17 protein-coding genes and 1 tRNA gene are annotated in these 22,517 nt (G+C 68.6%); 3 read left to right on the top strand and 15 right to left on the bottom strand.

Annotated elements, in window-relative coordinates; genetic code table 11:
- Window positions 1-22 precede the first annotated feature (22 nt).
- Window positions 23-565 (bottom strand): NADPH-dependent FMN reductase, encoded by a 543-nt coding sequence (locus DFJ65_RS10170; protein WP_115922925.1) that lies wholly within the window; start codon window positions 563-565, stop codon window positions 23-25.
- A 161-nt stretch (window positions 566-726) separates the two neighbouring features.
- Between DFJ65_RS10170 and DFJ65_RS10165 the strand changes: the two genes are divergently transcribed.
- Together DFJ65_RS10165 and DFJ65_RS17805 are read left to right on the top strand one after the other, a co-directional pair.
- A tRNA-Leu gene (locus DFJ65_RS10165) sits at window positions 727-812 on the top strand.
- A gap of 115 nt (window positions 813-927) precedes the next feature.
- On the top strand, window positions 928-1,158 hold the full coding sequence (locus DFJ65_RS17805; RefSeq protein ID WP_115922924.1) for a VOC family protein: 231 nt from the start codon (window positions 928-930) through the stop codon (window positions 1,156-1,158).
- A gap of 26 nt (window positions 1,159-1,184) precedes the next feature.
- Here the strand turns inward: DFJ65_RS17805 and pyk are convergent, their stop codons facing one another.
- From pyk to DFJ65_RS10140, 4 genes are all read right to left on the bottom strand, one after another.
- Window positions 1,185-2,639 carry a pyruvate kinase gene (gene pyk / locus DFJ65_RS10155; RefSeq protein ID WP_115922923.1) on the bottom strand — a complete coding sequence of 485 codons (1,455 nt, stop codon included), beginning with the start codon at window positions 2,637-2,639 and terminating at the stop codon, window positions 1,185-1,187.
- A gap of 101 nt (window positions 2,640-2,740) precedes the next feature.
- Entirely contained in the window at window positions 2,741-4,198 is a 1,458-nt protein-coding gene (locus DFJ65_RS10150) for a glutamate synthase subunit beta (protein WP_115922922.1), read from the bottom strand.
- Window positions 4,191-8,729: a glutamate synthase large subunit gene (gltB, locus tag DFJ65_RS10145; protein ID WP_115922921.1), complete on the bottom strand. Its 4,539-nt coding sequence runs from the start codon at window positions 8,727-8,729 to the stop codon at window positions 4,191-4,193. The genes DFJ65_RS10150 and gltB overlap by 8 nt, the downstream gene beginning before the upstream one ends.
- A 236-nt stretch (window positions 8,730-8,965) precedes the next feature.
- Entirely contained in the window at window positions 8,966-9,400 is a 435-nt protein-coding gene (locus DFJ65_RS10140) for a hypothetical protein (RefSeq protein ID WP_115922920.1), read from the bottom strand.
- Between the two features lie 340 nt (window positions 9,401-9,740).
- Between DFJ65_RS10140 and DFJ65_RS10135 the strand changes: the two genes are divergently transcribed.
- Window positions 9,741-11,897 (top strand): HNH endonuclease signature motif containing protein, encoded by a 2,157-nt coding sequence (locus DFJ65_RS10135; protein ID WP_147301368.1) that lies wholly within the window; start codon window positions 9,741-9,743, stop codon window positions 11,895-11,897.
- A gap of 51 nt (window positions 11,898-11,948) precedes the next feature.
- Here the strand turns inward: DFJ65_RS10135 and lgt are convergent, their stop codons facing one another.
- The 10 genes from lgt to DFJ65_RS10085 all read right to left on the bottom strand — a co-directional run bounded on the left by lgt (window position 11,949) and on the right by DFJ65_RS10085 (window position 22,509).
- A complete protein-coding gene (gene lgt / locus DFJ65_RS10130; RefSeq protein ID WP_115922918.1) occupies window positions 11,949-12,983 on the bottom strand; it encodes a prolipoprotein diacylglyceryl transferase in 1,035 nt (344 codons plus the stop codon).
- Complete coding sequence (gene trpA / locus DFJ65_RS10125) at window positions 12,983-13,795, bottom strand: tryptophan synthase subunit alpha (RefSeq protein WP_115922917.1); 813 nt, start codon at window positions 13,793-13,795, stop codon at window positions 12,983-12,985. Before trpA ends, lgt begins: the two co-directional genes overlap by 1 nt.
- Complete coding sequence (trpB, locus tag DFJ65_RS10120; RefSeq protein WP_115922916.1) at window positions 13,792-15,036, bottom strand: tryptophan synthase subunit beta; 1,245 nt, start codon at window positions 15,034-15,036, stop codon at window positions 13,792-13,794. The genes trpA and trpB overlap by 4 nt, the downstream gene beginning before the upstream one ends.
- Window positions 15,033-15,842: an indole-3-glycerol phosphate synthase TrpC gene (trpC, locus tag DFJ65_RS10115; protein ID WP_115922915.1), complete on the bottom strand. Its 810-nt coding sequence runs from the start codon at window positions 15,840-15,842 to the stop codon at window positions 15,033-15,035. Before trpC ends, trpB begins: the two co-directional genes overlap by 4 nt.
- 10 nt (window positions 15,843-15,852) lie before the next feature.
- The gene (locus DFJ65_RS10110; protein WP_115922914.1) at window positions 15,853-16,104 is read right to left on the bottom strand and encodes an HGxxPAAW family protein; all 252 of its coding nucleotides are present in this window, start codon (window positions 16,102-16,104) and stop codon (window positions 15,853-15,855) included.
- Window positions 16,105-16,224: 120 nt separating this feature from the next.
- Entirely contained in the window at window positions 16,225-16,782 is a 558-nt protein-coding gene (locus DFJ65_RS10105) for a Trp biosynthesis-associated membrane protein (protein ID WP_115922913.1), read from the bottom strand.
- The gene (locus tag DFJ65_RS10100; protein WP_115922912.1) at window positions 16,779-18,341 is read right to left on the bottom strand and encodes an anthranilate synthase component I; all 1,563 of its coding nucleotides are present in this window, start codon (window positions 18,339-18,341) and stop codon (window positions 16,779-16,781) included. Before DFJ65_RS10100 ends, DFJ65_RS10105 begins: the two co-directional genes overlap by 4 nt.
- Window positions 18,338-18,691, bottom strand: a complete 354-nt coding sequence (gene hisI, locus DFJ65_RS10095) for a phosphoribosyl-AMP cyclohydrolase (protein WP_115924238.1) — start codon at window positions 18,689-18,691, stop codon at window positions 18,338-18,340. Before hisI ends, DFJ65_RS10100 begins: the two co-directional genes overlap by 4 nt.
- Before the next feature lie 111 nt (window positions 18,692-18,802).
- Window positions 18,803-20,632 (bottom strand): ABC transporter ATP-binding protein, encoded by a 1,830-nt coding sequence (locus DFJ65_RS10090; RefSeq protein ID WP_115922911.1) that lies wholly within the window; start codon window positions 20,630-20,632, stop codon window positions 18,803-18,805.
- Complete coding sequence (locus tag DFJ65_RS10085) at window positions 20,629-22,509, bottom strand: ABC transporter ATP-binding protein (RefSeq protein ID WP_115924237.1); 1,881 nt, start codon at window positions 22,507-22,509, stop codon at window positions 20,629-20,631. Before DFJ65_RS10085 ends, DFJ65_RS10090 begins: the two co-directional genes overlap by 4 nt.
- Between the last annotated feature and the right edge of the window lie 8 nt (window positions 22,510-22,517).

Raw genomic sequence — 22,517 nt, 5'->3', positions numbered from 1 at the left:
CTCGACGTGCGTAGGGACGGCGTCAGGCCGGCTGGTTGGCCGGAGCGTCGGCCATCGCGGTCAGGGCGATGCGCAGCGCGTCGTCGTTCTCCTCGGAGACGGTCATCTCGCCCGCCGGGTCGAGGTCGGTGTTGAAGACCAGGTTGATCTGGTCGACGACGTTCGCCTTCACGTGGCCGAACACGCCGGCCAGGCCCTCGGTGGCGTCAGTGCCGCCGGTCCAGCCGTAACCGACCAGGGCGACCGGCTTGTCGTTCCACTCGGCGAACAGGAAGTCGATCGCGTTCTTGATGGTGGCCGGGAAGCTCTTGTTGTACTGCGGGGTCACGACGGCGACGGCGTCGACGCCGGCGACCTTCGCGGCCCACTCCTTGGTGTGCGGCTGGGTGTAGTTGCCCTGCATCGGCACGTCGGCCTCGTCCAGGAAGGGCAGACCGATCTCGGCGAGGTCGAACAACTCCACCTCCCAGCCCTGGTTCGCGGCGACGGACTTGACCCACTCGGCGGCCTTCGGGCCGATGCGGGACGGACGGGTGCTGGAGACGATGAGACCAAGCTTCTTCATTGACGCGTCAACTAGCTGCTGTCCCCGTTGCATTCCGGGTTGCTCACGTGACGCTCCTCACGCGGATGCCCTAAGCCGACGAGTGGCTGCGGGATGCCGGTGGTCGACGGGCGATTCGTGACCGGTGGTGGCCCTGTCATACACTTGCGCGGCGGTCCACTGCCGGGGTGGTGGAATGGCAGACACGGAGCACTCAAAATGCTTTGCTCGAAAGGGCGTGCGGGTTCAAGTCCCGCTCCCGGCACCACGTCACAGTGCTGACGAACCGATTGCTGATCGGGGCGAATTCCCTTGGGGTTCGCCCCGATTCGCAATCCAGCTGGAAACTCCGTTGTGGTCGACCACTCGGTTTCCCTACCGTCGTGTTGGGCACGAAGGTGGCGTGGGGCGGTCCCCCGGTCGCGCCACGCACCGTGCCGAACCGGCAACGCTTCGAACTCGTCGTCGACCACGCGGAGGTTGACGACGAGATCGCCCGGCTGCAGGCGCTCGGCGCCGAAGCACTCGCGGCGCACCCGAACGGCGTGTTCGAGTTCGCCGACCCCGACGGCAACGAGTTCCACCTCGTGGTCGCGGGGCACCCCGGGACTTGACCCCGGAGCGCCTCGCAAGCCGCGGGTCAACCCTGGTGGAAGCCGTACGCCGGTGCGACGCCGTTCTGCGCGTCACCGACCCTGTGCACCCGCAGCGCGTTCGTCGAACCGGGAATCCCGGGCGGGGAGCCGGCGATGATGATGACGAGCTCGCCCTCGTGACAGTGACCGTCGGCGAGCAGGGTCTCGTCGACCTGCATCGCCATCTGGTCGGTGTGCACCACCTCGTCGACCAGGAAGGTCTCGACACCCCACGTCAGGGCCAGCTGCGAGCGCACCAACTGGTTCGGGGTGAACGCGAGGCTCGGGATCTTCGAGCGCAGGCGCGCCATGCGCTTGGTGGAACCGCCGGTCGTGGTGAAGGTGATGAGGAACTTCGCCCCGACGATCTCGCCGACCTCGGCACCTGCCTGGCAGACGGCGCCACCCATCGACTGCGGTGCGTCCGAGGACAGCGCCGGGATGCGGTCGAACCCGTTCTTCTCGGTGCTCTCGATGATGCGTGCCATCGTGCGGACGGCCTCGACCGGCCAGGCGCCCATCGAGGTCTCCCCCGACAACATGATCGCGTCGGCGCCGTCGAGCACCGCGTTGGCGCAGTCGCTGGCCTCGGCGCGGGTCGGACGGTGGTGCTCGATCATCGACTCCAGCACCTGGGTGGCGACGATCACCGGCTTGGAGGCGGCACGAGCAAGTTCGACCGCGCGCTTCTGCACGATCGGCACGTCCTCCAGCGGCAATTCGACACCGAGGTCGCCGCGAGCCACCATCAGCCCGTCGAACGCGTCGATGATCGCTTCGAGGTTCTCCACCGCCTGCGGCTTCTCGATCTTCGCGATCACCGGGCGCATCTCGCCCTCCTCGCGCATGATCTCGTGCACCCGGTCGATGTCCTTCGCATCGCGCACGAACGACAGCGCGATGAAGTCGCAGCCCTGCCGCAGCGCCCAGCGCAGGTCGTCCTCGTCCTTCTCCGACAGCGCCGGCACACTCACCGCGACGCCGGGCAGGTTGATGCCCTTGTTGTTGGAGATCTGGCCGCCCTCGACGACCTCGGTGACGACGTCGGTGTCGGTCACCGAGATGGCACGCAACTCGATCTTGCCGTCGTCGATGAGGATGCGGTCGCCGGGCTTCACGTCGCCGGGCAGCCCCTTGAAGGTGGTCGAGACGCGGTGCTGGTCGCCGTCGACCTCGTCGATCGTGATCGTGAAGGTGTCGCCCTTGGCCACCGCGATCGGGCCGCCGGAGAAGCGGCCGGTGCGGATCTTGGGGCCCTGCAGGTCGGCGAGGATGGCGACGGCGTGCCCCTCGGCGTCGCTGGCCTCACGCACCCACTGGTACATCTGGGCGTGGTCGTCGTGGCTGCCGTGCGACAGGTTGAGCCGGGCGACGTCGAGCCCGGCCTGGACGAGCTCGGTGAGCTTCTCGGGGGATGCCACAGCGGGCCCCATGGTTGCGACGATCTTGGCTCTACGCATACCTGGAACCCTAGCGAGTGTGTGCGAACAAACCGAACCGCTCCGCCGCTACCCACGCGTAGGTCCGCGGGGCGAGACGGAGCGGTTCGACGCTCGTTCGATCAGACCGTCAGGGGCCGATCGGTCGGACGGATCGGAGCCGGGAGTTCCGATGCGCCGGAAAGGAATTCGTCGACGCCACGGGCAGCCGACCGCCCCTCGGCGATCGCCCACACGATGAGCGACTGACCACGTCCGGCGTCACCGCAGACGAACACGCCGGGCACGCTCGTCTCGAAGCGGGAGTCGCGGGCGACATTGGAGCGCTCGTCCTTGGCGACGTCCAGCTGCTCGAGCAGACCCTCGGACTCAGGCCCGACGAAGCCCATCGCGAGGAGCACGAGGTCGGCCGGAATCTCCTTCTCCGACCCCGGCACCTCCTCGAAGCCCTTGTCGCCCTGACGCACCTCGACCAACCGCAGCGCCTTCACGTTGCCGAAGCCGTCGTCGACGAGCTCCTTGGTGGAGACGGCGTAGACGCGCTCGCCGCCCTCCTCGTGGGCGCTCGCGACGCGGTAGATCATCGGGTAGGTCGGCCACGGGTGGTTGTCGGAACGGTCCTCGCCCGGGCGCGGCATGATCTCCAGCGAGGTCACCGACTTCGCACCGTGACGGTGCGAGGTGCCGATGCAGTCGGCACCGGTGTCGCCGCCACCGATCACGATGACGTGCTTGCCCTCGGCGGTGATCTGGTTCTCGACGGTCTCCCCCAGCGCCTGCCGGTTGGCCTGCGGCAGGAAGTCCATGGCCTGGTGGATGCCGTTCAGTTCACGGCCCGGCACCGGCAGGTCACGCGGCACGGTCGAGCCGGTGGCCAGCACCACCGCGTCGTAACGCTGACGCAGCTGCTCACCGGTGATGTCCTTGCCGATCTCGACGCCACACCGGAAGCGGGTGCCCTCGGCCATCATCTGCTCGAGCCGGCGGTCGAGCACCGACTTCTCCATCTTGAACTCGGGGATGCCGTAGCGCAGCAGTCCACCGGGCTTGTCGGCGCGCTCGTAGACGGCCACCGTGTGACCGGCGCGGGTGAGCTGCTGGGCGGCGGCCAGACCGGCCGGACCCGAACCCACCACCGCGACCGTCTTGTTGGTCAACCGGTTCGGGATCTGCGGCTCGACGTCGCCGTTCGCGAACGCCTGATCGATGGTGGTGACCTCGATCTGCTTGATCGTCACCGCCGGCTGCGAGATGCCGAGCACGCACGCGGTCTCGCACGGCGCCGGGCACAGGCGTCCGGTGAACTCCGGGAAGTTGTTCGTGGCGTGCAGTCGCTCGATCGCGTCGTGCCACTCCCCCCGGTAGGCCAGGTCGTTCCACTCCGGGATGAGGTTGCCCAGCGGACAGCCGCTGTGACAGAACGGGATTCCGCAGTCCATGCAGCGGCTCGCCTGCCGCTGCAGCTGACCGAGTTCCTGCTCCTCGTAGACCTCTTTCCAGTCCTTGATGCGCACCGGCACCGGACGGCGAGCGGGCAGTTCGCGCTCGCGGTGCTTCAGAAATCCGCGCGGGTCAGCCACCGGACACCTCCATGATCCGACCCCACACCTCGACACCGTCGAGGTCGAGGCCTTCGGTCTCAGCTTGTTCACGCACGTCGAGGACGCGCTGGTAATCACGGGGCAGCACCAGCGAGAACCGCTGGAACGCCCCGTCGAGGTCGCCGAGCAGCTTGCTCGCGACGGTCGACTCGGTCCACTCGCAGTGGTCGCGCAGCAGCTTCTCCACGACGGACTTGTCGCGGTCGCGCAGCGGCGACACGTCGACGAGTTCGCGGTTGACCTGCTGCTCGTCGAGGTCGAGCACGTACGCCACGCCGCCCGACATACCGGCGCCGAAGTTGCGTCCGGTCGGGCCGAGCACGAGCACGGTGCCACCGGTCATGTACTCACAGCCGTGGTCGCCCACGCCCTCGACGACGGCGGTCGCGCCGGAGTTGCGCACGCAGAAGCGTTCGCCGACGACACCGCGCAGGAAGATCTCACCCGACGTCGCGCCGTAACCGATCACGTTGCCCGCGATGGCGTTCGCCTCCGCGACCAGTGAGGCCTCGGGTAGCGGCCGGACGACGACGCGTCCGCCGGACAGCCCCTTGCCGACGTAGTCGTTGGCCTCACCGAACATGCGCAGCGTGATGCCGGCCGGCAGGAACGCACCGAGCGACTGACCGGCCGAGCCGCGCAGCGACACGTCGATCGTGCCGTCGGGCAGACCGTCGGCGAAGCGCTTGGTGACCTCGTGGCCGAGCATTGTGCCGACGGTGCGGTTGACGTTGCTCACCGGCAGGTCGATGCGCACCGGCTCGGAGTGCTCGAGCGCGTCGGAACTCATCTCGATGAGCTTGTTGTCCAGGGCGCGGTCGAGACCGTGGTCCTGAGTGGTGACGCAGTGCCGCGGGGCGTCGTCGGGCACGTCGACCTGGGCCAGGATCGGCGACAGGTCGAGACCGGCGGCCTTCCAGTGGTTGATCGCCGCGACCGTGTCGATGAGGTCGGAGTGACCGATCGCCTCCTGCAGGGTGCGGAAGCCGAGCTGGGCGAGCAGCTCGCGCACCTCCTCGGCGATGTACTCGAAGAAGGTCTCCACGAACTCCGGCTTGCCGCTGAACCGCGCCCGCAGTTCGGGGTTCTGGGTGGCGACGCCGACCGGGCAGGTGTCGAGGTGGCAGACCCGCATCATGATGCAGCCGCTGACCACCAGCGGGGCGGTCGCGAAACCGAACTCCTCGGCGCCGAGCAGGGCCGCGATCATCACGTCGCGTCCGGTCTTCAGCTGGCCGTCGGCCTGCACGACGATGCGGTCGCGCAGGTTGTTGAGCAGCAGCGTCTGCTGGGTCTCGGCGAGGCCGAGCTCCCAGGGTCCACCGGCGTGCTTGAGCGAGGTGAGCGGGGCCGCACCGGTGCCGCCGTCGTGACCGGAGATCAGCACGACGTCGGCGTGCGCCTTCGACACACCCGCGGCAACCGTGCCGACACCGTTCTCGGCGACGAGCTTGACGTGCACGCGCGCCGACGGATTGGCGTTCTTCAGGTCGTGGATCAGCTGGGCGAGGTCCTCGATCGAGTAGATGTCGTGGTGCGGCGGCGGCGAGATGAGTCCGACACCCGGCGTCGAGTGACGGGTCTTCGCGACCCAGGGGTACACCTTGTTGCCGGGCAGCTGTCCGCCCTCGCCGGGCTTGGCGCCCTGCGCCATCTTGATCTGGATGTCGTCCGACTCGGTGAGGTAGAGCGAGGTGACACCGAACCGTCCGGAGGCCACCTGCTTGATCGACGAACGACGCTTCGGGTCCTTCAACCGCTCCGGGTCCTCGCCGCCCTCACCGGTGTTGGAGCGCGCGCCGAGGTTGTTCATCGCGATCGCGAGGGTCTCGTGGGCTTCCTTGCTGATCGAGCCGTAGCTCATCGCGCCGGTCGAGAACCGCTTGACGATCTCGCTGACCGGCTCGACCTCCCCGATCGGGATCGACGGACGGGTGTCCTTGAACTTGAACAGCCCGCGCAGGGTCATCAGCCGCTCGGCCTGGTCGTCGACCTTGCTCGTGTACTGCTTGAAGATGTCGTAGCGGCGCTGCCGGGTGGAGTGCTGCAACCGGAAGACCGTCTCGGGGTCGAACAGGTGCGGCGGCCCTTCCCGGCGCCACTGGTACTCGCCACCGACCTCGAGGGCGCGGTGCGGCTGGAGCTGACCGCTCGGCGGGTAGGCCACGGCGTGGCGCTCGGCCACCTCCTTGGCGATCGCGTCGAGCCCGATGCCACCCAGGCGCGAGGTGGTGCCGGTGAAGTGCTCGTCGATGAGTTCCTTCGACAGACCCACGGCCTCGAAGACCTGCGCGCCGCGGTAGGACGCGACGGTCGAGATGCCCATCTTCGACATCACCTTGAGCAGGCCCTTGCCGAGCGACTTGATGAGGTTCTTGACGGCCTGCTCGGCGGTGACGTCGGGGATGTCGCCGCGGCGGACGAGGTCTTCGACGGTCTCCATCGCCAGGTACGGGTTGACCGCGGCGGCGCCGTAACCAACGAGCAGCGCGATGTGGTGCACCTCGCGCACGTCGCCGGCCTCGACCACCAGACCGACCTGGGCGCGGGTGTGCTCCCGGATCAGGTGGTGGTGGACGGTCGAGGTGAGCAGCAGCGACGGGATCGGTGCGAAGTCGGCGTTGCTGTCACGGTCGGACAGGATGATGAAGCGGTAACCGTCGGCGATCGCCTCGCTGACCTCGGTGCAGATGCCGCGCAGCCGCGCGCGCAGCGCGGTCACGCCGCCCTGCACGTCGAAGGTGCCGCGCACGACATACGTCGCGAAGCCTGGGAACGCGCCCTCGGCGTTGATGTGGCGGATCTTCGCGAGCTGGTCGTTGTCGATCACCGGGAACGGCAGTTCGACCTGACGGGCGTGCTGCGGCAGCGCTTCGAGCAAGTTGCCCTCCGGGCCCATGAAGCCGCCGAGTGAGGTGACGAGCTCCTCGCGCATCGCGTCGAGCGGCGGGTTGGTCACCTGCGCGAACAGCTGCACGAAGTAGTCGAAGATCAACCGCGGACGGTCGGACAACACCGCGATCGGGGTGTCGGTGCCCATCGACCCGAGGGCCTCGCCCTTGCCGGCCGCCATCGGGCGCAGCAGGATGCGGATCTCCTCGTTGGTGTAGCCGAAGGTCTGCTGACGACGTAGCACCGATTTCGGTGAGTGCCAGACGTGTTCGCGCTCGGGAAGGTCGTCGAAGTGGATGAGGCCGCCGTGCAGCCACTCCTGATAGGGGTGCTCCTGGGCCAGTTGCTGCTTGACCTCTTCGTCGCCGACGAGGCGTCCGGCAGCGGTGTCGACCAGGAACATCTTGCCCGGCTGGAGGCGACCCTTGCGCACCACCTTGGCGGGGTCGAGGTCGAGCACGCCGGCCTCGGAAGCCAGCACGACGAGACCGTCGTCGGTGACCGAGTAGCGGCCCGGGCGCAGGCCGTTGCGGTCGAGCACCGCGCCGACGAGGGTGCCGTCGGTGAACGCGACGCACGCCGGGCCGTCCCACGGCTCCATGAGAGCCGAGTGGTACTCGTAGAACGCGCGGCGCTCGGGGTCCATCGTGGCGTGGTTCTCCCACGCCTCCGGAATCATCATCAGCACCGCGTGCGGCAGGCTGCGTCCGCCGAGGTGGAGCAGCTCGAGCACCTCGTCGAACGACGCGGAGTCGGACACCTCAGCTGCACAGATCGGGAACAGGCGCTTCATGTCGTCGCCGAAAAGCTCACTGCGCAGGGTGGATTCGCGCGCGTGCATCCAGTTGCGGTTGCCGCGGACGGTGTTGATCTCACCGTTGTGCGCGATGAGGCGGTACGGGTGCGCCAGCGGCCACGCCGGGAAGGTGTTGGTCGAGAAGCGCGAGTGCACCAGGGCCAGCTCGGAGGAGAACCGCTCGTCGGACAGGTCGGGGTAGAACTGCCCCAACTGCTCGGTGGTGAGCATGCCCTTGTACGTGATGGTGCGGCTCGACAGCGACGGGAAGTAGACCTCGGTTTCGCGCTCGATGCGCTTGCGCAGTGCGAACGCGCGGCGCTCCAGGTCGAGTCCGCTGACCTCGCCGTCGCCACCGGCCAACGCGACCTGGCGGAACACCGGCATCACATCGCGGGCGGCCTGACCGATCATCGAGTCGACGGTCGGCACGTCGCGCCAGCCGAGCACCCGCAGGTTCTCCTCGCCGGCGATCTCGGCGATGCGCTCACCGATGTGCCACTGGGCGTCGGGGTCCTGCGGCATGAACGCGATACCGATCGCGTATTCGCCCTTGCCGGGCAGTTCGAAATCACACACCGAACGCAGGAACTCGTCCGGGATCTGGGTGAGGATGCCGGCGCCGTCGCCGACGGTCGGGTCGGCACCGGTGGCTCCGCGGTGCTCGAGGTTCATCAGCGCGGTGAGTCCGAGCTGCACGATGTCGTGCCCTGCCCAGCCGCGCATGGTCGCAACCATCGCGACACCACACGCGTCCTTCTCGGCCACGGGGTTGTAGAGGCCCTGCGCCTTCGGAACCGCGGAGAACGAGGTCTGACCCATAGGTCCGATCACCATCCTGTCGTCCTGGTGGCCGCGACGAATCGAGCCACCGTTGTCTGCAAAGAGCATGGCGGACGACGTTGGCCGGACATGCGAGGAACAACACTACCGACAGGGCTTGACGTTCCATGCAATGGGACTCCCTTGTCCCACATTCTGGACGTCTCCAAGGGCCCACGGCGCGGCGATTCTGGGCGCCAGGCACCTGCGGAGTGCCTCGGGCCTGTCGGATCTGGTCAGCAGGATCCGGAGAGGCCGTACAGACCGTAGCGATCGGGCCCGAGTTTCAGCAGTGCCGCCATGGCGCAGCCGGAGGAGTTGGCGTAGACGTCGTGGCGCCCGATCGAACTGAACGGAATCGGCCCGACACTGCCGACCTTCACCAGCGCACCCGGTGCGATCTCGCCGACCTGGGCCGCTGTCATGATCGGCCCGGGCGGCACGGTGGTCGGACCGCCGGTCGACGGGTAGTAGGTGCGCCCGTGCACGGTCAGGCGGCCCGGGTAGTCGAACGGATTCCACGAGCCGTACTCGTGCCGGAACCAGACGACCCGACCCGCGACCAGAGCGAGCAGCAACAGTGCCGAGCCGAGTGCGAGGGCAAGTGCGAGCCGGCCGCGTGCGCGCCGAGACGCGGTGGGCGGCGCAGTGCTCAGCCTCGTGGCGCTCATGGATTCTCCGCCGATCGCCGCGCGGGGGCGGCGCCCCGATGACGCCGAAGTTAGCACCGCGCTCCTTCCGGCCGCGGCACTTCGGCCGAAGCCGCCGGCACCCCGCTGGTCGAGCCACTCCCACGGCCGCGCACTGAGCCTGCTTGCCGTGGGCACACCCCGCGAAGGTTTGCAGGACACGCGACGCAAGCGCGCGATTCTGCAAACCTTCGCCGGGGTTGCGATCGTGCCGGAGCGGTGGCGGAGGTCGAGTCGAGATCCGCGAAAACCCTTGAGAAATCAATCAAATTCGCCTGTTGAAACCCTGCCCAGCGAGTTCGAACACGTGTATGATAAGTGCATGGAGGGGACACCAGATTTCGAGGCTCGACCGGGCGGTATCGAACCGGCCGAGTTGCTTGAATCTGTGATCTTCGAAGACGGGTTGGACGCCGCGATCGAGTTGGCGTCCCACCCTCATTTGGTGCCGGGTGCGAACCCGGTGACGATCATGCTGATCATCTCCAAGATCCTCAGCGCGCACGCCTACGAGTTGCTCGGGCAGGACGACCCCTTCGCCGTCGACGAACCCGACGCGCTCCTCGGGTGGGACCTGTTCCCCGAAACGACGGCCCCGGCAGGAACACTTGGGGCAGTCGGATCAGCCGCGCCTGCTGTGGTGGCCGCCGAGGGGCCAGCCGGCCGGGCCGACGACGAAGCCTTCGCGGGTCTGGATGCGGGTCTGGATGAGGTGTTGGTGGCCGAGTCTCGGGTGTTCGATCGGATGACGCTGTTCGAGGACGCGACCCGGGCCGCGCATCAAGCAGCACAGTCGATGGAAGCGGTGCGGGCTCGCTCGATCGCGCAGTTCGCGCGGTGGGAGCACCCCGACGGGCCGCAGGGCACGAGGAAGACGCCATGGGTGCGGCACGACCAGGGGTTCACCAGCATGTACTCCGCCGACACCGTTGCTGCGGAGTTGGGGTTGGGGATCCAGGCCGGGATCGGGTTAGTGCAACGCTCCGCCCGGATGGTGACCCGCACCCCGAACCTGCTGCGGGAAGTCGCCGCGGGCCGCGCGAACCTCGACACAGCCGCGGATATTGCGACGGAGTTGCAGGACGCCTCCCCTGATGTGTGCGAAACCGTTGAAGCGGAGATCCTCGGCCGGGGAGTCCACCAGACAACCAGGGGTCAGGCACGCAAATCGTGCCGGACGTTGGTGGGGAAGCATCAACCCTCCGCCGCTCGAGAGACGGCACGGAAGACGAGGGCGCAGCAGTGCGGGGTGTTCCAGGATCCGCACCCGACACCGGGGTTGTCGATGCTGACGATCATTGGGGACAACGGGCAGATCACCGCGGTGAAGGACGCGATCGATCAGTTGGCGTTCGCGATGAAACACGGCGACGAGTCCGACAAATCCCTGGGCGAGTACCGGGTGGATGCGTTCTTCGACCTCGCGATGCGGAATGTGACCCTGAACCTCGACATCCAGGTGCTCACCCCGACCTTCGGCACGGCCGGGAAGACCTGGACAAAGCCGGCTAACCAGGCACCGACCGCTGCCGGGGCCACCGGGGCAACCGGGACTGCTGGCAAAGACAGCAACAACAGCAACGACGACGGCGATCGCGCTGATGAGAGTGACCGTGACGACGACAGTGGCCGTGCCGACGACACGAAGAGCACCGACGGCGGCGACCGTGCTGACGACGGTGGCCGTGGCGACGAAAGTGGTGAGGGTGACGCTTCTGGTGGCATGCCGGCGGGCGCCCCTGGTCCCGACACTGGGCCACCCACCTCGCCGCCGGCTGAGCCACCTGTTACCTCGCCGGTTGAGCCGCCCGGCGAAGGCGGACCAGTCGAAACCATCCCGGCCGAGACGGAACAACCGGACATTGGGTCGGACCTCGAGCCGATCAGCGAGCCCAAGTCACCGGCAGCCTTCGGTGGTGGCAAGACCAACGGTGGATGCAGCACCAGTGGTCGAGACAGTGCTGGTCGAGACAGTGCTGGTCGAGACAGTGACGGCCGGGTCTTCGTCTCCGGCATGCGTGAACGGGGCGCGACGAGCGTCCACGCCCGCGCCGGTGCGATCGACGCCGACAGCCTGACCGACCTCGCCCGGTTCGCCGACAAAATCACCGTCAGCAGCTTCGAGTTCGACCCCGTCACCGGCGAACCCACCGCCAACACGATGGCCAGCGACAGTTACCGGCCACCACCCACGATGGCCAGGTATGTGAAGTCGAGGGATCAACGGTGTCGGGCACCGGGCTGCGACCGGCCCGCGATCAAGAACGTCGACCTCGACCACGCCGTCGAATGGCCCCAGGGGCCCACCGCAACGGTCAACCTCGAATGCCTGTGCCGCAGACATCACCGGATGAAGCAAACCCAGTGGCGGATCCGGTTACACACCAACGGGATCGTCGAGTGGACCTCACCCACCGGCCACACCTACCGCACCACCCCAGGACTCACCGAAACCTGGCACGACCTCACCGACCCATAGGCGAAGAGGCGGCCCGGGCGACGGCGATCACCTAGCCGGCAACGCCAACGGTCAGTCGTTCGATTCGCTCGCCGAGCGGACGTCATCTTCCGCCGCCGACTCGGACTCCCCCGTCGACCCAGCCGACTCGGACTCGCCCATCGACGCAGCCGACCCCTCCGACCCCTCCGACTCGGCGTCCTCGACGTCGCTGCCGTCGGAAGCCTCGTCCGGGTCATCAGCCGAGGCGTCACCCGAGTCGCCGGCCTCTGACGACTCCGCCAACGTCACCGGGTTCGCACGGAACAACCACCACAGGACTGCACCGAGCACGAACACGACCAACGACGTCCACACGTTGAGCCGCAGGCCGAGGAAGTGGTTGGCCGGGTCGGTGCGCATCAACTCGAAGACGATGCGTCCGACCGGGTACAGCATCACGTAGAGCGCGAAGCTTCGACCGCGGCGCAGGTTGAACCGCCGGTCGACGTACACGATGATCGCGGCGACGAGCAGACACCAGATCGACTCGTAGAGGAACGTCGGGTGGTAATACCCGAGCACGACGGCATTGCCAGAGGCATCGCGCACGGCGTGGCCGGCCGATTCGTCCCACTGGTGGATCTGCAAAGCCCACGGCACGTCGGTCTTCTCGCCGTACAGCTCGTTGTTGAACCAGTTGCCCCAGCGCCCCATCGCCTGGGCCAGGATGATTCCGGGAGCGGCCGCGTCGGCGTAGTCGAGGAACCGAAGGCCGTGCTTGCGGCAGCCGATCCAGGCGCCGAGTGCACCGAGGGCGACCGCGCCCCAGATGCCGAGGCCGCCTTGCCAGATCTTGAAGGCGTCGAGCGGTCGGCCACCCTCGCCGAAGTACGCCTGCGGCGAACTGATGACGTGATACAACCGTCCGCCGACGATGCCGAACGGCACCGCCCACCAGGCGACGTTGAGCGCGTCCTCGGAGTCGTAGCCGCGATCGCGCAGTCGCCGCCCGCAGATCCAGATCGCCGCGACGATGCCGGCGAGGATGCACATCGCGTAGCCGCGGATCGGGATCGGGCCGAGCCACAGCACGCCCGTCGTGGGGCTGGGGATGTATGCCTGCATCAGTTGCGGTCCGCCCGGCCGGAGCGCACGCCCTCGGCCAGTGAGCGGGTGAGGCCGCGCAACTGCTCGAGCCGCACCGACTGGTCGTCGTTGTCGACCAGGGTGCGCACCAGCGCAGACCCGACGATCACCGCGTCGGCGAACCCGGCGACCTGGGCCGCCTGCTCGCCGGTGGAGACGCCGATGCCGACGCCCACCGGCAGATCGGTGAAGCTGCGGACGCGCTCCACCAGCGACTGTGCGTCGGCGCCGACGGCGCTGCGGGCACCGGTCACGCCCATGACTGCGGTGGCGTAGACGAAGCCGCTCGACTGCGAGGTGACGTACTCGATGCGGTCGAGCGTCGAACTCGGCGCGACGAGGAACACCTTGTCGAGGTCGTGCTTCGCCGCGGCTGCGATCCACTCGTCGGCTTCGTCGGGCACCAGGTCGGGCGTGACCAGACCGGACCCGCCGGCGGCAACCAGATCGCGGGCGAACTCGTCGACCCCGTAGCGCAGCACGAGGTTCCAATAGATCATCACGACGGCGGCGGCGCCGGCGTCAGTAACGGCCTTGACGGCCTTGAACACGTCGCCGATGTCCACGCCGTTCGCCAGTGCGCGCGTCGTCGCGGTCTGGATGACGGGTCCGTCCATCAGCGGGTCGGTGTAGGGAAAACCGATCTCGACGATGTCGACTCCGGCGTCGACCATCGCGACCATCGCCTCGATGGACTCATCGACGCTGGGGAACCCGACGGGCAGGTAGCCGACCAGTGCTGCACGGTCGTCCGCCTTGATCGCGGCGAGCCGCTGCGCGAGCGCGGTCATTCGGTGAGGTTCCCTTCGTCGTCCAACAGCCCGAACCAGCGTCCGGCGGTGTGCACGTCCTTGTCGCCGCGACCGGACAGGCTGACCAGCACCAGGCCGCCGGGGCCGACCTCGCGGCCGATCTTCATCGCACCGGCGAGCGCGTGTGCACTCTCGATCGCGGGCAGGATGCCTTCGGTCTGCGCGAGCAGCCGGAACGCCTCCATCGCCTCGTCGTCGGTGACCGGGTAGTACTCGGCGCGACCGCTGTCACGCAGGTAGGCGTGCTCCGGCCCGACACTCGGGTAGTCCAATCCGGCTGAGACCGAATGGGATTCGATGGTCTGCCCCTCGTCGTCCTGGAGCAGGTAGGTGTACGCGCCGTGCAGCACACCCGGGGTCGCCTGACCGGTGAACCGGGCCGCGTGGCGTCCGGAATCGGCGCCTTCTCCCCCGCCCTCGAAACCGACGAGGCGCACCCCGGCGTCGTCGATGAACCGGTGGAAGATGCCCATCGCGTTCGAGCCGCCGCCGACGCACGCGCAGACGGCGTCGGGCAGCCTGCCGAACTCGTCGAGCACCTGCTGGCGCGCCTCGACACCGATGATGCGGTGGAAGTCACGCACGAGCTCCGGGAACGGGTAGGGACCGGTGACGGTGCCCAGCACGTAGTGGGTGTGGTCGACATTGGTCACCCAGTCGCGGAACGCCTCGTTGACGGCGTCCTTGAGCGTGCGCGATCCGTGATCGACCGGGATCACCTCGGCGCCGAGCAGCTTCATCCGGGCGACGTTCAGCGCCTGGCGCTCGGTGTCGACGCGGCCCATGTAGACCGTGCACTCCAAACCCATCAGCGCGGCAGCCGTCGCGGTGGCGACGCCGTGCTGACCGGCGCCGGTCTCGGCGATGACCCGCCGCTTGCCCATCCGCTTGGTCAGCAGCGTCTGGCCGAGCACGTTGTTGATCTTGTGCGACCCGGTGTGGTTGAGGTCTTCGCGCTTCAGCACGACCTGCGCGCCGCCGCAGTGCTCGGCGAACCGCGGCACCTCGGTGATGATGCTCGGGCGACCCGTGTAGCTCTTGTGCAACTGCGCCAGTTCGCCGATGAACTCCGGATCGTGCGCGGCCTTGAGCCGGTGCTCGTCGAGCTCCTCCAGGGCGGCGACGAGCGCCTCGGGCACATAGCGTCCGCCGAACGCTCCGAACCGGCCGATGCCGGGTCGACCTGCCGAGTGGTGGGACTGCTGGGACTGCTGGTTCACGCGGCTCCTCCGCGGACGCGCGCGCCCGCCTCGATCATCGCCGCAACGGCGGCGGACGGGTCACCACCGGTGACCAGTGCTTCACCCACGAGCGCCGCGTCGGCGCCTTGGGCGACATAGTCGGCAATGTCCTGAGGCCCGCGGATGCCCGACTCGGCCACTTTCACGCGGTCGTCGGGGATGAGGTGGGCGAGCCGGCCGAACATCTCGCGGTGCACCTCGAGGGTCTTCAGGTTGCGGGCGTTGACCCCGATCAGCCGGGCGCCGAGGTCGACGGCGCGCTCGGTCTCGCTCTCGTCGTGCACCTCGACCAGCGCCGTCATGCCGAGGTCGCCGGCCAACTGGTAGAGATCACGCAACTGCCGGTTGTCGAGCGCTGCCACGATGAGCAGGATGATGTCGGCGCCGTGCGCACGAGCCTCGAACAACTGGTACTCGCTGACCATGAAGTCCTTGCGCAGCACCGGAATTCGCACCTGCGAACGGACGGCGTCGAGGTCGGCGAGCGACCCGCCGAAACGGCGCTGCTCGGTGAGCACCGAGATCGCGGTCGCCCCGCCGGTCTCATAGGCGCCGGCGAGCTCGGCCGGGTCGGGGATGTCGGCGAGCGCGCCCTTGCTCGGGCTCTTGCGCTTCACCTCGCTGATGATCTTCACCGGGCCGGGCGCGGCGAACATCGCCATCGCGTCGAGTGCGGCGGGCGCTGCGGCGGCGCGTTCGATGACGCCGACGGTGTCGACCTGCCGCATCCGGGTCTCGAGGTCCGCGCGGACCCCGACCATGATGTCGTCGAGAACTGTTGCCACTGCTTCGGACTCAGCGCTCCAGCTGCGAGTCGACCGGCTCGAGCGCCTCGGGTGCCTTTTGCGGCTCGGAACCGAAACCGGCGGCGGTCAGACCGTAACCGGCGATCATGCCGACGACGACGAGCACGGCACCGATCCAGGCGAGAACGTGCGTGTTGAACATGATTCCAGCACCGATGAGCACGGCGGCAAGCATCTCGATGGCGACCGCGGTCCAGGACGCGACGCTCTTGCCTTCGGGGTTGTGGTGTTCCGCAGCCATGGGTCCAACTCCTTGTTCGTGCCGCCGGGATGGGCGGGTGCCGTCGCGGCAGTTTCTCGCTCGTGTCGACGCTGCATCATCGGGTGGCTGCCCGGTGACCGGCGTTCGCCGTCCATTCTGTCAGTCTCGGGCGCCGTCTGCTGCAGTCGGGTCTTTACCGGCCGACAACTGGTCCCAATCCGACTCCTTGGGGGCCGTGGGCGCGTCGTACTTCTCCCCCAGGCCGCTCCAGCGGCGACCTTCGATCAGCGCGATGACGCCGAGCAGCACCAGCAGAATTCCGCACGCCAGCGTGGGCCACACCCAGCCGGTCGCGGCCGACGCGGTGACTTTCGCGTCGGCGTGTCCGCTCGACCCGTCGACCCAGTTCTCCAGCACGCTCTTCGCGCTGAACGCCGACCGGGCCGCGCCGTACGCGGTGAGGGCGCCGGCCAACGCGAGCGCGACCCCTGCGATCGAGCGCCCGACCCGACGCGCACTGAGCAGCGCGATCACCGCGGCGAGCGCCACGAGCGCCCCGGCGAACGCCGTCGGTGCGGCGGTGCTGCCCTTCACGGTGGCCTTCGTGGTGCCGGTGATGGTGTCGACGACGGTGCCGCTCACCCACGGGCGGGTCGTCAGCCCCAGGGCGACGACCGCGAGGACGAACGCGCTGGTGAGAACGTTGCGTTTGGTCATCGACCCACCTCCGGGGCGCGCATGCCGGCCGCCACGGCGACCGCGCGCAATGCGGCGGCCGCCTTGTTGATCGTCTCCTGGTATTCGCTCTCGGCCACCGAGTCGGCGACGATGCCCGCGCCCGCCTGCACATGGGCGCGTCCGTCGCGCAGCACCGCGGTGCGGATCGCGATCGCCATGTCGAGGTCGCCGGCGAAGTCGAGATACCCGACGACTCCCCCGTAGACGCCGCGGCGCAGGCCTTCGAGTTCGTCGATGATCGCCATCGCCCGCGGCTTGGGCGCGCCCGACAGCGTGCCGGCCGGGAAGGTGGCCACGAGCGCGTCGTACGCCGTGAAGTCGTCCTTCAGCCGGCCGACGACCGTCGACTCCAGGTGCATGATGTGGCTGTACCGGCGCACGTTCATGAATTCCACCGTGTCGACCGTGCCGGCCACGCACACGCGCTGCAGGTCGTTACGCGACAGGTCGACCAGCATGAGGTGCTCGGCCCGCTCCTTCGGATCGGCCAGGAGTTCCTCCCGCAGCGCCTCGTCGTGCTCGGGCGTCTTGCCGCGCGGACGCGATCCGGCGATCGGGTGGGTGATCACCTCGCCGTCGGTCACCTTCACCAACGCCTCGGGGCTCGACCCGACGATCTCGTAGGAGCCGCCGTCCGGCAACGGGACGCGCAGCAGGTACATGTACGGGCTGGGGTTGCTGGCCCGCAGCGCCCGGTAGACGTCGAGGGCGTCGGCTTCGCACGGCACGCTGAACCGCTGCGACACCACGATCTGGAACGCCTCGCCGGCCCGGATCGCCTCCTTGCAGGCGTCGACCATGTCGTGGAACTGCTGCTGGTCGTGGCTGCTGTCGGGTTCGAGCCGCGCCGGACGCGGCACCGACACGGTGCTCGCGGCGGGCTGCATCAGCGCCTGCGTCATGACGTCGAGGCGGCGCACCGCGTCGGTGTACGCGTCGTCGACCCGCTCCGGGGTGTTGTCGTGGTTGATTGCGTTCGCGACCAACAGCAGCGAGTTGTCGGCGTGGTCGAACACCGCCAGGTCGGTGGTGAGCATCATCGAGATCTCGGGCAGGCCGAGTTCGTCGGTGCCGTTCTGCGGCAACCGTTCCCAGCGACGGACGGCGTCGTAGGTGATCGCGCCGACCATGCCTCCGGTGAGCGGCGGCAGACCCGGAATGTCCGGAGTGCGCAACACCTGCATCGTCTCGCGCAGGGCCGCGGTGGGGTCGCCCCCGGTGGGCAGGCCGACCGGCGGCTCGCCGATCCAGACCGCCTCGCCGTCGCGCTCGGTGAGCGTCGCGTGGCTGGCCGCGCCGATGATCGAGTAGCGCGACCACACGCCGCCGTGCTCGGCCGATTCGAGCAGGAAGGTGCCCGGGGCGTCGCCGGCCAGCTTGCGGTAGACCCCGAGCGGGGTCTCGGCGTCGGCGAGCACCCGGCGCACCACCGGGATCACCCGGCGGTCGGTCGCAAGTTCCTCGAAGACGTTCGCCGACGGCCAGGTGGCGCCGAAGCTCAGGTCGGCACTGACGTCCGTGGTGGGGCCGGTGCTCATCGGGTCACCTCCAGGTCGGTGAAGAAGCAGGTGCGTTCGCCGGTGTGGCAGGCGGCGCCGACCTGGTCGACGCGCACCAGCAGGGCATCGCCGTCGCAATCGATCGCCACCGACTTCACGTGCTGCACGTGGCCGCTGGTGTCGCCCTTGCGCCAGTACTCACCGCGGCTGCGCGACCAGAACGTCACGCGTCCGGTGGTGAGCGTGCGGTGCAACGCCTCGTCGTCCATCCAACCGAGCATCAACACCTCGCCGGTGTCGTGCTGCTGGATCACCGCGGCGACCAGCCCGTGGTCGTCACGTTTGAGTCCGGCGGCGAGTTCGGGTGGCAACGGACTGGTTTCGGGCATGTCGGCCATTGTCCCGCACTCGACCGCGCGGCCGTGTCCGGGGATCAGCGCTCGAACGTCGCCGGGAACTCGCGGGACATTCGCGGGACACTCGCCGGGCCCGCTCACACCTCAGTCGAGCGACTGTTGGGCCGCCCAGCTGGCGTGCAGCCGTCCGTAGACCGAGTCGGGGTCGCGCACCAGGTCGCGGTGCGGGCCGACGGCGACGATGCGGCCGGCGTCGACGACCACCACGAGGTCGGCCGACTCGGCGGTGGAGAGCCGGTGCGCGATCGCGATCGAGGTGCGACCGGACGTCACCTGGTCGAGTGCGCGTTGGATGCGCACCTCGGTGCCGGGGTCGACGGCCGAGGTCGCCTCGTCGAGCAGCAGCAGCTCGGGATCGGCAAGGTAGGCCCGCGCGAGTGCGACCAACTGGCGTTCGCCGGCCGACAACGACTCACCGCGCTGCCCCACCTGGCTGTCGAGACCGCGCGGCAGGCTCGCGAGCCAGTCGAGCAGGTTCATCCGCTCGAAGGCCTGCTCCACCTCGGCGCGGGTGGCCGTCGGCACCCCGAAGCGCACGTTGTCGAGCAGCGTCGCGTCGAAAAGGAAACCCTCCTGCGGCACGAGCACGACATGGTCGCGCAGCGACTCGAACCCGACCTCCCGCAGGTCGATGCCGCCGACCAGCACGCGTCCGGCGGTCGGGTCCATCAGTCGGGTGACGAGCTTGGCGATCGTCGTCTTGCCCGATCCGGTCTCGCCGACGACCGCGACGCGGGTGCCGGCCGGGATGTGCAGGTCGACGTCGTGCAGCACCGGACGTCCGCCCGGGTAGGCGAAGCCGACGCCCTCCAGGTCGACGGTGAGCGAGCCGGACGGCAGGGCGCGGCCCGGCTGGGGGTCGGCGACCGAGACGGGCGTGTCGATGAGGCCGATGACCCGCCGCCAACCAGCCACCGCGTTCTGCAGGTCGTTCAGGTTCTCGGTGGCCATCTGCACCGGCTGGGTGAACAGGTTGACGATGAACAGGAACGCCACGAGTTCACCGAGCGTGAGGTCGCCGGCGGCGGCCTGCCGGGCACCGATCACCAGCACCACGATCGTGGTCACACCGGCGACGAACTGACCGGTGGTGAACGCCCCGACGGCCTTGATCTGAGCGCGGATGCTCGCCTTGCGATGCGCCTCGACGGTGCGGTCGATGCGTTCGGCGGTGCGGTCGCCCACGGCGTAGGCCCGGATGGTGGCGGCGCCCACGACCGACTCCGAGATCGCGGCGAGCATGTCGCCGACGCGCTCACGCACCAGCGTGTAGGCGCGCCCGACGACGCCTTGGAAGTAGCGCAACACCACGAACAGCGGGATGAAACAGATCCACACCACCACGGCGAGCAGCGGGCTGTAGACGAACATCAGCACGGTCGCGATGAGCAACTGCCCCATCGCCATCAGCAGCATCAGACCGCTGAACTGGACGAACTGACTGATCTGGTCGACGTCGCTGGTCACCCGTGACACCAGGGCGCCGCGGCGCTCGCCGTTCTGGGTGAGCATCGACAAGTCGTGGATGTGCCGGAAACCCTTGACCCGCAACGTCGCCAGCCCGCTCTCGCTGCTGCGGAACAACCGCAGGTTCACCGCGTAGGACGCCACACCGGTCACCACGACGCCGGCCGCGGTGAGCAGGATCAGCTGCGTCACCGTGTCGACCTGCGGCCCGCCCTCGGCGAGGATGCCGCGGTCGAGGGTCTGCTGCACGGCGATCGGCACCAGCACCCGACCGAGGGTGGAGAAGATCGCCAACGCGATCGTGACGAACAACCCGCGGCGCAACTCCGGCGACAGCGCGAAACCACGCTGCAGCGTCTGCCAGGTGGTGAGTCCCTGTGCGCTGCCGACGTGTTCGCCCGCTGTGGTTGCTTCGGTGCTGCGCGAGTTCGTGGTCTGCGTGCTCATCGGCTCTGCCCCAGCACCTCGTCGGAACGGTCGGCGTACGCGGTGACGAGCGTGCGATAGCCGGCGCTGCGCTCCATCAACTCCTCGTGCGTGCCCCGGTCGGTGATCCGTCCGTCGTCGACGAACACCACCTGGTCGGCGAGCGCGATGCTCGACATCCGGTAGGCGACCATCACCACGGTCGTGCCCTCCCGGTTGCTGCGCAGGCCCTGCAGGATCGACTGCTCCACCGCCGGGTCGACGGCGCTCGTCGCGTCGTCGAGCAGCAAGGCACGCGGACGGCGAATCACCGCACGCGCCAACGCGATCCGTTGGCGCTGTCCACCGCTGAGGCTGGCACCGCGTTCACCCACACGGGTGTCCGCGCCATCCGGGAGGTCGTCGACGAAGCCGGTGGCCTGGGCGATCTCCAGGGCGCGTCGGGTCTCCTGCTGCGTGTAGTCGTCGCCGAGGGTGACATTGCCCGCGACGGTGTCGTCGAACACGAACGTCTGCTGAGTGACCAGTGCGGCGGCACGGCTGATCTGGCCGCGTGCCAGGTCGGGTTCGGCGACGCCGTCGAGCAGCACGCGTCCGTCGGTGGGGTCCATCAGGCGCACCAGCAGGTGCATCAGGGTCGATTTGCCCGAACCGGTGGGTCCGACGATCGCGGTGAGCGACCCCGGGCGCAGATCGAGGTCGACGTCGTCGAGCGCACGCCAGCGCTCCTCGCCACCGGCCTGGTTGCGGGCGCTGAGGTCGACCGATCCGGACAGGTCGTACTCGTAGCCGACCGACTCGGTCGCCAGCGCGGCCGCTCCCGTGCCGTCCACCGTCCGTGTGCCGTAGGCGGTGTGCCCGGTGGCCGACAGCACGTTGTTGACGCGCAGCCAACCGGCCACCGACCGGGGCATCTCGGCGAGCACCCAGCCGAACGAGCGCACCGGGAAGGCCAGCACCGAGAAGAGGTAGGCGATCTGCACGACCTCGGCCGGGGTCGTCGCGCCGGCCGACACCTGGGCGGTGCCGACGCCGAGCACGGCGAGCGTGCCGATGGTCGGGATCGCCTCGACGAGCGGGTCGAAGATGCCACGCACCCTGCCGACCTCGACCGCGGCGTCACGCAGGCGCAGCGTCTCGGCCTCGAACCGGTCGGTCTCCTGCTGCTCGCGGCCCATCACCTTGACCAGCAGCGCGGCCTCGATCGACTCATGCGCCACCTCGCTGACGTGTGACCGCATCTGTTGGGCGCGGGTGACCCGCGGCGACATGTGCCGCTGGAAGACGAGGTTGGTGACGAACAGCAGTGGGAACACCACGAGCCCGACGAGCGCGAGCCAGATGTCGACGCTGAACATCTCGACCAGACCCACCGTGAGCATCACGATCACCCCGATCGCCATCGGCAACGGCTGGAAGATGTTCCAGGTGGCCTCGACGTCGGCGTTCGCGTTCGACAACAACTGACCCGACGGGTGCCGGTGGTGCCACGACAGCGGCAGGTCGAGGTACTGCCGGGTGACACGACGGCGGTACTCCGCGTTGAGGTTGAAGTAGGCGATTCCGGCGGCGACGCGTCGCGCGATCACTCCGATCACGTTGAGCAGCACCACGATTCCCAGCTGCCAGACGATCGTCCACACCTGCGCACCGGTGAGTTCGCGGGCCTGCACCGCCGGCTGCACCACGGTGTCGACAAGGCGACCGATGACCCGCGCGGTCATCACGGTCATCACGCCGTACAGGGCCGATCCGACGACTGCGACCAACAGGGTGCGGGGCTGCGAGCGGAAACCCCGGCCGAGCACCCCGAACCCCTCGCGCAACGTCGACGAGGCGAACTCGGTGCCGTCCGGTTGCTCGGTCTTGTCGGGCGCAACGGCGGACGTGGAAGGCATGTGCGCCA

The sequence above is a fragment of the Calidifontibacter indicus genome (assembly GCF_003386865.1).
Taxonomy (GTDB): domain Bacteria; phylum Actinomycetota; class Actinomycetes; order Actinomycetales; family Dermatophilaceae; genus Yimella; species Yimella indica.
This window is presented reverse-complemented; position numbering and strand designations above follow the sequence as displayed.